Annotated in this window: 1 protein-coding gene (running past one end of the window); it reads left to right on the forward strand. The window is 63.4% G+C overall.

What is annotated here, in order from left to right; translation table 11 throughout:
* Nucleotides 1-13,917, forward strand: the final stretch of a protein-coding gene (locus tag H6G52_RS12315; protein WP_190528659.1) for an SDR family NAD(P)-dependent oxidoreductase. It extends 15,114 nt beyond the left edge of the window; 13,917 of the gene's 29,031 nt are visible here — the last part of the coding sequence; its start codon lies off the left edge, out of view; the stop codon is at nucleotides 13,915-13,917.
* The last annotated feature ends 35 nt before the right edge of the window (nucleotides 13,918-13,952 follow it).

Genomic DNA, 13,952 nt, shown 5'->3' on the forward strand with positions numbered 1-13,952 from the left:
TCCCTGGGCCCGAACCATTGGCAAGTGGGCGCGGCGGCCAGTGATTGGGAGCCAATTTGGTCACAACTCCCCCCCTTGGAAACGATCTATTTCCTGGCGGCGGGGAGTCGAATCGCGCCCGCCAGCCTTGCGGAACTGACGGCCCTGCAAGATCAAGGGGTGGTCAGCCTGTTTCATCTGATCCAAGGCCTCGATCGGCATCGACTGTGGCGATCGGGAGCGCGGCTGCGGGTGATCACCCAAGATGCCCAAGCCGTGGGAGTCGGGCCGATTCAGCCCTGGCAAGCCACGGTAATTGGCTTCACCAAGGCCCTGTCCCGGGAATTCACGGATCTGGCGGTGACCTGTTTGGATCTCAGCCGGGTGGATCTGGAGCTGGTTGAGCCAATCGATCGCCTTGATCTCACTGATCTAACGAACCCATTCGCCCACCTGGCCCGCCGAATTGCCACGGAACCAGCGGCGGAACCGGGGTTGGAGCTGGCCTATCGGGGAACACGTCGGCTGCGGCGGGCGATTCAGCCCATGGCCTTGCCGCCGGATCCGCGGCCCTTGCCGATTCATCCCGGTGGCTGCTACCTAATCGTGGGTGGCATGACTGGCATTGGCTACGAAGCGGCCAAATGTCTGGCGGCAATCACCGGGGTCAAGTTGATTTTGACGGGTCGCCGCCCCCTCACCGAAGGGCGAGCCGCCCAACTGCGGGAACTCACGGCTTTGGGGGCGATCGCCCAATACCGAGCGGTCGATGTGGCGGATCCCGTCGCCATGGCCGGTCTGATCCAAGAGATTCAGCAAACCTGGGGGCCCCTGCGAGGAGTGATTCATTCCGCCCTGGTGTTACAAGATGCCAGCCTGCGCACCATGACCCCGGCGGCCCTGCAAGCGGCCCTGGCTCCCAAGGTGGCGGGCAGTTGGCTGTTGGTGGAACTGACTCGCCAACAACCCCTGGATTTTCTGATCTTCTTCTCGTCGGCCAATGCCTTGATGGGGAATGCGGGGCAAAGTAACTACGCGGCCGGTTGCACCTTCCAAGATGCCTTTGCCTTGGCGCTGCCGCCCACGGGGCCCCGGATCCAGATCATTAACTGGGGCTACTGGCGCGAAACGGGCATTGTAGCCACGGAATTCTATAGCCGACGCATTGAAAAGCAGGGCATTTTGGGCATCAACACCGCCGAAGGGGTGGAAACCCTGGCGCGGTTGTTGCGTTGGGAAGTGCGCCAATGTTTGCCCATGCTGGTTGCGCCGGAAATTTTGGATCAGTTGCAGCTAACGGGCTGGACCACGGAACCGGCAGGGGCGATCGCCCCGCCCATGCTCCCGGCGGCGGCCCAGGCCATGGCCCGGTTTGTGCAAGAACGCCCGATCGCGCCTGAGTCGATCGAGGCCTTCCAGCAGCTTGAGGCCCATGCCCATGGACGACTGCTGGCTACCCTGCGCCAACTGGGGGTGCTGCGATCGGCGGCCGATCGCTGGTCTGTGCGATCGGTGATGACGCAACTGGCGGTGCAGCCCCGCTATGAACGCCTGCTCTGGGCCTTGGATGACTTGCTGATCCGGGCCGGATTTTTGGCGGAACAGGGTGATGGGTTGGGCTTAACGCCCCTGTGCCTCACGCCGGAGATGGATCGCCGGATTGCCAACAGCTCCGCCGAAGCCGATCGACTGCGATCGCGCTACGTGGGCATTGATCCTTGTCTGACCCTGCTCGATCGCTGCTTAGAACGCTATGGCGACATCCTGCGCGGGGCCTGCGATCCCCTCGAGATTCTCTTTCCTCGCGGATCCGCTGCCCAGGTGGAAGGGATCTATCGCGGCAATCCCCTGATGGATTACTACAACGACTTGACCGCCGCCACCGTGGCCGCGGCGGTGGTGGCCGCCCAGCCCACGCCCCAACGGCCCTTCCGCATTTTGGAGATTGGTGGCGGCACGGGGGGAACCAGTTTTGCGGTGCTGAAAGCCTTGGATCCCCATGCAGCCAGCGTTCATTACACCTTCACCGATATTTCGCCCACCCTGGTACACCAAGCCCAGCAGACCTTGGCCCAAGGCCGCTCCTTCTGTGAATTTCGGGTGTTGAATATTGCCCAAGATGTGGCGGCCCAGTCCTTTGCACCCGGTAGCTATGACCTGGTGTTGGCGGCCAATGTGCTCCATGCCACGGAGAGTGTGACCGCTTCCGTGCGCGAAGCGAAACGGCTGCTGAAGCGCCACGGTCTGCTGGTGCTCAACGAAGGAACCCGGGTTCAAGACTTTGTTACCTTGACCTTTGGACTTACGGAGGGCTGGTGGCTGTTTGGGGATGGGGATTGGCGCTTGCCCCACGCGCCGCTCCTGAGTCCCGCCCAGTGGGAAGCCCTGTTGCGGGCGGCCGGGTTCCAATCCATTCACCTGGCGAGTCCTGCCCGGCCCGATGCGGGCTTGCCGATCGAGACGATCATTCTGGGGGCGAGCGATGGTTGGATTGAGTGCCCCACCGTGGCGACGGCTCCCCAAGGGGCCCCCATGGTTCCCGATCGACTGGTTCCGCCATCGGTTCCGGCCGCTGCACCCTCATCGGCGGTGGCGGCTCCCACCCTGGCCGAAGGGGATTCCCGAGCGGTGGTGTTGGCCCATTTACGGCAGGTGTTTGGGCAAGTGTTGCGCCTGGAGGGCACAACCCTATCGCGCCAAGCCAACTTCGAGACCTATGGGGTGGACTCGTTGGTGACCTTGGAGTTGATTCGCGCCTTAGAGCAAACCTTTGGCCTGCTGCCCCAAACGCTGCTGTTCCAATGCCCTTCGCTGGATGCGTTGACCCAATGGCTGGAGGCGAATAAGCCTGAGGCGATCGCTGCTTTGGTGGCGGCGGCTCGGCCGGCGGCTCCGTCGGTTGTGGCTGCCCCTGGGTCTTCTGGGGAACTGTCAGCGCCCTCCCCAGGGTTGCCGCCCGCACCGGTTCCAGTACCAGTTCCATCACCACTGACATCTGCGCCCCGATCGACCACTTCAGCCTCAGTCTCAACTTCAACCATCTCAGCCTCAACAACATCACTGACCCCCACCGCACCCGCACCGGAATTGGCGGGCGGTGGCCAGCCGGTTGCGGAGCCGATCGCCCCAGGGCCCACGAGTCGATCGAGCCAGGGCCCCAGTCAAGATCGATCGATGGCCCCGACGAACCTGGCTGTGGATGATGGGGCGATCGCCATTGTGGGGTTAGCGGGTCGTTACCCGGGCAGTCCGGACTTGGCGGCCTTTTGGGAAACCCTGATCACCGGACGCGATGCGATTAGTGAACCGCCGCCCGGTCGTGAATTTGAGTCGCCTGAATTTGAATTGGCCGGGCATCCCACGGCGCGGCGGGCGGGCTGGTTAGGGGCGATCGATACCTTTGACCCCCGCTTTTTCGGCATTTCGCCTGTGGAAGCGGCCGGGATTGATCCCCAAGAGCGGCTGTTTATGGAAGTGGCCTGGGCCGCGCTGGAAGACGCGGGCTTAACCCCCAGTACCCTGGTGCGATCGCCCGATCCGGCCGCCCAGCGAGCCGTTGGGGTGTTTGCGGGGGTGATGTATGGCGAATATCAGCTCCTGGCCGCCGAGGCTGCACTGCAAGGCGATTTTGTGCTGACCGGTGCTTCCCCGTCCTCGATCGCCAATCGCTTTTCCTACTTTTGCAATTTCCAAGGCCCCAGCTTGGCCGTGGATACGGCTTGCTCTTCTTCTCTGGTGGCCATTCATCTGGCGGTGCAAAGTCTGCGGCGGGGAGAATGCCGGGCGGCCTTGGCCGGTGGGGTGAATCTGATTTTGCATCCTCGGCATCTGCTGGCCCTGCATCGACTGAAGATGTTGGCGAATGATGGGGTTTGCCGTCCCTTTGGGGCCGGAGCATCGGGCATGGTTCCCGGCGAAGGGGTGGGCGTGGTGGTGCTCAAACCCCTGGCCGACGCAGAGCGGGATGGCGATCGAATCTGGGGAGTCATTCGCGGTTCGGCGGTCAACAGTGGCGGCAAGGTGTCGGGCTACACCGTGCCCAACCCCACGGCCCAGGCGGCGGTGATTCGATCGGCGCTTCAGGATGCAATGGTGGATCCGCACAGCTTGTCCTACATCGAAGCCCACGGCACGGGCACGACCTTGGGAGACCCGATCGAGGTGGCGGGACTAACCGAAGCCCTCGGAACCCATGACCAGCCCTACTGCGCGATCGGGTCGTTGAAGGCCAACATTGGCCACCTGGAGGCGGCGGCGGGTATTGCGGGACTCACCAAAGTGCTGCTCCAGATGCGCCATGGCCAGTTGGCTCCCTCGTTGTATGCCACCGATCCGAATCCCCATATTGCCTTTGACCAAGCCCCGGTGCGGGTGCAAACCCAGGCCACGCCTTGGCAAGCTTGGCCCGGCCTGCCTCGGCGGGCGGGTATCAGCTCCTTTGGGGCCGGTGGGGTGAATGCGCACCTGATTGTGGAGGAATATCGATCGGAGTCGGGGCGATCGGGATCGAATCCCGACCCGGCCAGGGCCCAAACCCTGTGGGATCGCCCAGGGATCGATCGCAACGGATCGAGTGCGGGAGACTTGCATTACGGGGGAACTGAACGCAACGGCCTCGATCGCCCTGCCGTTGATCCATTGAATCCAGCGGTGGCCCCGGTCACTGCGGATGGCCTGAGGGTGTCGAAGGAGGAATACGTGGTGCCGGTTTCGGCCCTCGATCGGGAACGACTCGCAGCTTGGGTGCGCCAACTGCGATCGGCGCTGATCCAACCCCAAAACTCCCCCCAGTCAGACTCCACCACTAACCCAGCCCCAGGACTCTTCGCAACGGAAGCCCCGATCGATTGGGTGGCGCTGGTTTGGACGCTGCAAACCGGGCGCGTTGCCCTGCCCTATCGCTTGGCCGTGGTGGCCAAAAATCTCAATGACCTGTTGAGCCAATGGGAAGCCTTTTTGGCCGACGGGCCGATCGCCCAAGGATTGGTGGGGCGTTGTGGGCCAGACGATCGAGTGATTCGCACCCGGCCCGATTCCCCCATTGCCCTGGCCACCGCCTGGGTTCAAGGAGCCGAGGTGGATTGGGAAGCCCTGTGGCTGGGGCCCAAACCCCGCCGCGTCACCCTGCCGCCCTATCCGTTTGAGTTGCGCCCCTGTTGGTTTCCCCGGCCGGCCCAACCCGTGACCGCTTCGCTCAACACCGGCCGAGCGGAGCCGCTCCCGGCGAGTTCCCCAGCCCGTTCTGCCGATTTACCCTCGGCAAAAAAGCCGCCCTCGTCCCAGGGAGCGGTAGGGGTTTTGATTCCCGATTGGCGGGCGATCGCCCCGGAAACCGCTCCGGGAACTGTGGCCGCTCCCGTGGTCGGTGAAGTGCTCCTCTGGATTGGCCCCGAAGCCGAGGGAGCGGCCATGGCCGCTGCGGTGCAGGCCCATCCCGATTGCTGCCGGTTCCAGCGGGTGATTCAGGTGCTCCCGGGCCTGGCCTTTGAACCGCTACCGGGCGATCGCTACCGATTGAACAGCTCGCGGGAATCGGACTTTGGCGAACTGCTGGCTCACTTGGCCCATCAAGGCCTCGCGCCCACCCATGTGCTGATCCGGGGGGTGGCAACGGCGGCCCCGGGTGATGCGCCCCCGCAGGCGATCCGCCAGGGCCTGACCCAAACGCTCTATCCCCTGTTCTACGGATGCCGGGCCCTGTTGCGATCGCCCGAAACCATTCCTAGTCCGGTGTCCTGGATTTATTTGGGAGATGATCCGGCCGCTCCCTGGACTTCGGCGGCGGCGGCCTTCTGTGCCGCCGTGGGCCAGGAAAGCACCCGATTGCGGCCGGCGGTGCTGTCGGGGGTGACGGAGCTGAACCATCCTTCCCGAGACCTGCTGCGGGCGATCGCCCTGCTGTGGCAGCGTCCAGAACTGAATCATCTTCAGTTCCAAGCAACGGGATCTCAGGTGCGCACCTGGCAGTTGTTGGATCCCGCGATCGCGCCAGGGAACCCGGCCCCGTCCGGCCTCTGGCAAGGGGGCGGTTGCTATATCCTCACTGGCGGTTTGGGGGCCATTGGCCAACAGTTGGCGGAAGACGCGATCGGCTCGGCTCCGGTGTCGTTGGTGCTGGTGGGTCGATCGCCCCTAGACGATCGCAAAACCGCGCGCCTGGAAGCCTGGCGGGCCCAAGGGGCCCAAATCACCTACGTGGCGGCCGATGTGGGCGACTGGGACGGGGCGATCGCCGTGGTCAACGCTGCTCGCCAAACGGGCCGGCCCCTGCGTGGCGTGATCCATGCCGCCGGCCTGATTGAAGATGCGCTTCTGATCCACAAAGACCGGCCCACCTTCGGGCGAGTCTTGCGGCCCAAGGTGCAAGGAACCGTTTATCTCGATTACCTCACGCGCCAGGATCCGCTGGACTTTTTCCTGTGCCTGTCTTCCCTCAGTGCCCTGATGGGGGCCCCGGGCCAGGGCGATTATGCCGCCGCCAATGCGTTCTTGGATGCTTGGATTCAGCAACGGGAAACCCAGCGGCAACGGCAACAGCGATCGGGCGTGAGTCGCACCCTCAATCTGCCCTTCTGGCAAGGGGGCGGCATGGCCTTGACGGAGGTTTCCCAGGCTTGGATGGCAGACATGGCGGGACTGCAACCCCTAACCCCCGCCCAGGGCCTGGAACTGATCCATTGGGCCATCCGCCAACCCCATCCCCAAGTGGCGATCGCCCCGGGGGAGCCGGAAAAATTCCAAGCGTTTCTTCAGGGCCGCTGCCAAAGCGGTTCCTCAGCCCCCTCCGCAACACCAGCTCAGGCAGCTCGGCCCCTGACCGCCAATCCGATGCCTGCGGCTCCCCAGGCTGCTCCGGCCGCGGCTCCGGATACCCTGCCCATTGTGCGATCGATCATTTCTGACCTGCTGGGTTTGCGGCCCGAAGAAATTGACCCCCAAGCCCGACTGGGAGAATTGGGGTTTGATTCGCTGCAATTGGCGCGCCTGGGTGAAGCCATTCAAAAGCAGCCCTCAGACCGGGTTTTCAATTCAGCCCTGCTGTTTGAAAATCCCACCGTGGCCGCCCTGACCCCGTATTTGCGATCGAACCAAGCGGCGGAACCCCCAGAACCCGCACCCCAACCGACACCGGAACCGACACCGAAACCAACCGATTCCCTGGTGTCCCCCTTGGGGTTGGTGGAGGTTTCTGGGAAGCAATCCCCCGGGGCGGAAATCTCGGTGGTGGAACCAACCTGCACCCCACCCCTGTCCGATCGCTCGGGAGATTTAGCCCAAACCGGCCGATCTCGCCACTTCAATCCCCAGGAACCGATCGCCATCATTGGCATGGCCGGACGCTTCCCCGGAGCCAACACCCTGGAGGACTTTTGGACCAACCTGGCGGCGGGCGCAGATTGCATTACCGAAGTGCCCGCCAGCCGCTGGAATCCTGACCAATACGCCAGCCAATGCGTCTGCCGTTGGGGTGGATTTCTGGATGGGGTTGATCAATTCGATCCCCTGTTTTTCCGGATTTCTCCCCGAGAAGCGGTTTCCATGGATCCCCAAGAGCGGCTGTTTCTGCAAACCGCCTGGCATACTCTCGAAAATGCGGGCTACACCCCCGATCGCCTGCGTCAGGCGGCCGATGGCTCCCCGCGTCGGGTGGGCGTTTTTGTGGGCATCACCTGGGGCAGTTATCAGTTGCTCTCGGCCCAGGAATGGTTGCGCAGTAACCAAATTCTCGGATCCTCCTCCTATTGGTCCGTGGCCAACCGGGTGTCCTGGTTTTTGGATTGCAAGGGCCCCAGTTTGGCGGTGGATACGGCCTGCTCCTCGTCCTTGGCGGCCATTCACTTGGCTGTCCAGTCCTTGCGGCGGGGTGAATGTGCCGTCGCGATCGCCGGAGGGGTGAACCTGCTGTTGCATCCTTCTAAATACATTGCCCTGAGCGGTTTGGGCTTCTTGGCGGCCGATGGTCGCTGCCATAGCTTTGGCCAGGGGGCCAATGGGTTTGTGCCCGGTGAAGGGGTGGGAGCGGTGTTGCTGAAGCCCCTGTCGTTGGCGGAGGCCGACGGCGATCGAATTGAGGCGGTGATCCTCGGCAGCGCCATCAATCAAGATGGACTGACCACGGGCTACACGGTTCCCAATCCCGAGGCCCAAGCGGAACTGATTGAGCTGGCCCTACAGGATGCGGGCATTTCTCCGGCTACCTTGAGCTATTTGGAAGCCCATGGCACGGGAACGACCGTGGGGGATCCTTTGGAATTGCGGGGGCTAGACAAGGCCTTTCGCCGCTACACGGATCAATCGCACTTCTGTGCGTTGGGATCGGTGAAGTCCAACATTGGCCATTTGGAAGCCGCTGCGGGGGTGGCGGGGGTGATCAAAGTGGCGTTGCAGATGCGTCACCAAACCCTCGTGCCCACGCTCCATTGCACACCGCCTAACCCAGTCCTGGACTTCAGCCACAGTCCCTTTGTGTTGCAAACGGCGCGATCGCCCTGGGTGGGTGAGCGTCGGGCGGGCATCAGTTCCTTTGGGGCGGGGGGCACGAATGTGCATGTGATTTTGGCCAGCTATGAGCCAACCCCCGCCGCCTTGGCTCCTGCCTCGGGCGATCAGCCCCAGGTTCCCTTGCTGTTGCCCCTGTCGGCCCGTCATCCTGCCGCCTTGGAACGGCAAGTGCGGAACCTGGCCCAGTATCTGGAAACCCATGGCGCAACGCTGGCCTTGGCGGATGTGGCGGCCACACTCCACCGGGGCCGTGTGCCCATGGAGTGCCGGGCGGCGGTCATGGCCGATTCGGTGCCAGCGGCAATCCAAGCCCTGAAACGATGGTCGATCGGTGCGCTTGCCAATGCCCTTCCCGCCGCGGCCCAAGCTTGGTTGGCCGGCGGCCCGCTGCCCCCTTGGGAGGGATCGGGGAATCCTGTGCCCCTGCCGGGTTATTCCTTTGAGCCGGAACGGCACTGGCTGGCCCTGCCAGCGGAGCCAACTCCCGCGCCCTTGACCCCACCGCCCCACCGGTTCTATCCCATTTGGCGATCGGCTCCCTTGGAGCGTTGTGCCTCGGCGGCGGCGGTGCTGTTCTTTGCCCCCAACCCAGAGGTGTTGCAAGCGGTGCGCGATCGCCTGGCTCCCCGGGTGGTGATTGGGGTGTTGCCAGGGTCAGGGCCCTTTGAGCCGTTGGCTGCCGACCCCTTGCCCATGGATTTTCGGATCGATCCCCATGCGGCCGAGCACTATACCCGGCTGTTGGCGGCCTGTCCGCCCGTGCAATGCCTGATCCAAGCCTGGGATCTTACGGAGTTGGCTGCGGATTCCCGATCGAACCGGGATTTACAGCAAACGCCTTTGCACCGCATGTTCTTGCTCAGTCAAGCCCTGCTGCAAACCCAATCTGAACCCTTGGATATTCACTATGTGTTTTCCGGGGCGGGGGGCGATGTGCCGGGCCGTGTGGCGGTGGGTGGCTTCCGGCGATCGCTCACGGCCGCCTGTGCTCGCCTGCGGTTGCGCACCATTCGTGTGGAAGCGGCGGTCAAGGATTGGGCTGGGATTCTGACCGATGAGGTGCAGACCCCCTGGATGGATGCGGACATTCTCTATCGCCTGGGGAAACGCTACGGCGAAGACTGGGTGGCCTGGGAGGCTGCCGCTACGCCTGCGGTGACCTTGCGCCCTCGCAGCGTCATTTTGGTGACCGGCGGGGCCGGGGCCCTGGGATCTCAGGTGGCGCTGTATTTAGCCAGACACCATCAAGCGCGATTGGTGCTGACTGGGCGATCGCCCCTGTCTCCGGCGATCGAGGCGCAGTTGGCCGTCATTCGTCGGGCCGGCGGTGAAGCACGCTACTACGCGGTGGATCTCACGGATCTGATCAGCATGGAAGTGATGGTGGCCCATGTGACGACGGAATGGGGGGCGATCGAGGGCTTGGTTCACTGTGCGGGTCTTCAGGGGCAGGCGGCCTTGGGATCCCTCAGTTGGCCGGAGTTTGCGGCGGCGTTGCGTCCCAAAATCCTGGGCACTCAGGTGCTCCAAACCGTTCTGGATTGGTCGTCGCTCTCGTTGCGGATTCTGTTTTCATCCCTGGCGGCGGTGGCAGGGGACTTGGGCAGTTGTAACTATGCCTGCGCCAATCGCTATCTTGATGCGATCGCGGAGGCCAACGGCGGCGTGGCGATCGCTTGGCCCCTGTGGGCCGAAGGTGGCATGACCCTCGATCCCCAGTCCCAAGATCTCTATCTCGCGGCCACGGGGCTGCGACTCCTGCAAACATCCGCTGCCCTGCAAGTCTTGGCGGGGTTATTGGCCTCGGAACATACCCGGGTGGTGATTTGCGATGGGGATCCGCCCGCCCTGGAACGGTTGTTGCGTCCTTGGTTGCCCGGGGTGGTTCCGGCAGCGACCACACCACCCCCGATCGCGGCAACGATCGCCGAGCAGAAGACCCCGGCGATCGCCCCACCCACGGTTGCTCGGGTCACCCGTGATTTAACCGATTCATTAACCACCGAGCCATTAACCACCGAGCCATTAACCACCAACCCATTAATCACCGAGCCATTAACCCAAGAATTGGCCGAGATGGCGGGAGCTGTTTTGGCGATCGCTCCCCACAAACTCCAGCCCCAGACTCCCTTCAGTGAATACGGGTTTGATTCGATGCTGCTGCGGGAATTTGCCACGCGCATTAACCGGCGCTACGCGATCGATCTGAGTCCTTCCCTCTTCTTCCGGGTGGGAACCTTGGCTGCCTTGGCTGAACATCTGCAAACAGACTATGCCAGCGCGATCGCGGCGGTTTTGGTTCCCCCCGAGGTTGATGGGGCGGCGCTGAGTGATGAAAATGCCGTGGTCGCCACGCCCCCAGCGCCCGCCGGGCCCGTCGCGTCGGCCTTGCCCGATCAAGACTCCGGCGTGGCCATCATTGGCATCAGCGGCCTGTTTCCCGGTTCTCCGAGCTTGCAGGACTTTTGGCAAAACCTGGCAGCGGGCAAGGATCTGATTGTGGAAACCCCGCCGGAGCGTTGGGATTGGCGGGACTGTGCTGCCCAACTGACCGGGACCGGCCGGGAAGAGGCTGCCCGCTGGGGTGGGTTTCTGACGGAGGTGGCCACCTTCGACCCGCTATTCTTTGGGATTTCTCCCCGGGAAGCGGAGCAGATGGATCCCCAACATCGGCTGTTTTTGCAGCAGGCCTGGCACGCCTTGGAAGATGCGGGCATTCGGCCCTCTTCCCTGGCCGGCAGCCGTACCGCCGTGTTTGTGGGGGTGCAGATGAATGAATATGTGGAGCGGTTTGGCCCCGACGCGGGCCCCCAAGTGGCCACGGGTAACGCCCACGCCATGATTGCCAACCGGCTGTCCTATCTGCTGGATCTGCGCGGCCCCAGCGAAATTATTGACACCGCTTGCTCTAGCTCCCTGGTGGCTGTGCATCGGGCGGTGCAGGCCATCCGCTCCGGTGAGGCCCCCTTGGCGATCGCGGGGGGTGTGCATTTGCTCCTGTCTCCCACCGCCGTGATGATGGCGGCGCGGATGGGGGTTTTGTCGCCGGAGGGACGCTGCTACACCTTTGATGCGCGGGCCAATGGCTATGTGAAGGGCGAAGGCGTGGGCGTGGTCTGCCTCAAATCGTTAGCCCAAGCTCGGGCCGATCGCGATCATATCTACGGCGTGATTCGGGCTTCTGGGGTGAACCATGGTGGCCATGGCATGTCCCTGACGGCTCCGAACCCTCAGGCCCAGGCTGATTTGATCGCCCAGGTGTATCAGCAGGCGGCGGTGGATCCGGCTTCCATTACCTTGATTGAAACCCACGGCACGGGGACGGCCCTGGGAGACCCGATCGAGGTGGATGCCCTTACGGAGGCCTTTGGTCGGCTAACGGGCCCCACCACGCCCGAGGGAGCCGATCGACCAGTTCCCCGCCGTTGGTTGGGATCGGTCAAAACCAATATTGGCCACCTGGAACCGGCTTCCGGCATTGCGGGGCTGCTGAAGGTGGTGCTGGCGATGCAACACCGCCAAATTCCGCCCACGCTCCATCAACAATCCCTGAATCCGTTGCTGCACCTGGAGCGTGGCGGGTTCCAAATCCCGATCGCCCCGCAGCCCTGGGAACCGGCGATCGACCCCTCCGGGCAAGCCGTGTTGCGGGCTGGGGTCAGTAGCTTTGGCTTTGGTGGTGCCAATTGCCATCTGTTGCTAGAGCGCGTCTTGGATTCGGCAGCCACCCCCGCGCCGGCCCTGGCCGAGCCGCAGCCGGAAGTGATTCCCCTGTCTGCCAAAACACCCCAAGCCCTCCGTACTGCAGTGGCGGCCCTGCGCGATGCCTTGCAAACCGAAGGCGAGCGCTATGCTTTGGCCGATGTTGCCCATACGCTGCAAACCGGCCGGGAGGCCTTGGCCCAGCGGGTGGCCTTTGTGGCCCCCGATTACCCGACCCTGTTTGAGCAGATGCAAACCTGGCTGGCACAGGGGCAATGGCCGATCGGGGAGCTGATTGAAACATCGCCCCTCGCGCAATTGGCCCAAGCCTGGCAAGCCGGTCAGGCGGAACTCAGCGCGATCGCCCAGGCCAGCGATCGCCCCATTCCTCCCCAAAAAGTCTCCCTCCCCGGCTATCCCTTTAGCCAAACCCGCCATTGGATTCCCCGATCGCCCAGTGCGGTTGCAGCAACGGGGGCTGAAGCGGTTTCGGAGGCGGTTTCGGAGGTGGTCTCGGCAGCGGTTTCCACGGCCGTTTCCGCTGGCCTGGTGACCCCCGCCGGTTTGGCCACGCCTGCTCCCACTGCCATGGCCACCCTTCGATCGCTTCTCAGCCAGACCCTGGGCCTGGATCCGGCGTTGCTCACCGAAGATACCGATCTGAGCACTGTGGGGGTCGATTCCTTGGTGCAAGCGGATTTGCGGCGATCCCTCGAACGGCTATGGGGGCGATCGCTGCCCGCCAATTTGTTCTTGGCGCACCCCACCCTGGCGCAACTGCAAGCGGCCCTTGGCTCCCCGCCTGCGCACGCCGCGCCCGTCGGAGCCAGCCCCCTAATGGTGTTCCACGACCAAGGATCCCAGCCCGCTTCCTTCTGGATCCACGGTGCGCCGGGAGATACCAACTGGCTCCAGTCCCTCAGCCAATCCCTGGGGCCAGATTTCCCCCTGATGGGCATTGAAGCCAATGAATCCGTGCCCCAAGAGAGCATCACGGCGATGGCCGCACATTACCTGTCGCTGATTGAAACCTTTCACCCCGCGATCGACTATCGCTTGGGGGGATACTCATTCGGTGGAACGGTGGCCGTGGAAATGTGTCGCCTGCTGGAGCAGCGGGGCCAGTCTGTTACCGATCTGATCCTGCTGGATACCTATGCGCCCGGTTCCGAAGACTTGCGATCGATCAAGGAGCACCCCGCGATCGTTGATCCGGCCTTTGCTCCCCTGTTGATCACCAACCTGCTGGTTCACCGCTGGCGTGGTTCTCGCCCCCTGAGTCTCGACGATTTCCAAACCGTCACCCCAGCGGACTACGCCAGCCTGATGACCGATCACCTGGCGGCCTGTTCTCCCCTGCGCCCAGAGCAACTGCGGCGACTCCTAGACAAAAATCTGCGGTTGGCCGCTCGGCATGATCGCCTCCTCAGCGCCTATCACCCCGAACCCTTTGCCTGTCGGGCGCGGGTCACCCTGTTCCGCAGCACCTTGGGCTTCACGGCGGCCGACAATCCCCTCGCCCTACCGGCCATTCAGGTAGACCTGGCCGACTCCCCCGCCATCTGGCAAACCCTGCTCCAAACCCCCATCACCACCCACGACATTGCGAGCGATCACTTCGGGTTGCTCGCGGGGGCGGCTGGCCAATCGGTGGCTAATCAGCTCAAGACCCTGCTTGGCCACCGCCCGATCGCCACGGGTTTTGCGGAAACCGCGCTGCCAAAATCCAGCTAAAACACCAATCCTTCACCATTAATCCTCCAACGTCA

Origin of the sequence: Limnothrix sp. FACHB-881 (genome assembly GCF_014698135.1) — a bacterium.
Lineage (GTDB): Bacteria > Cyanobacteriota > Cyanobacteriia > CACIAM-69d > CACIAM-69d > CACIAM-69d.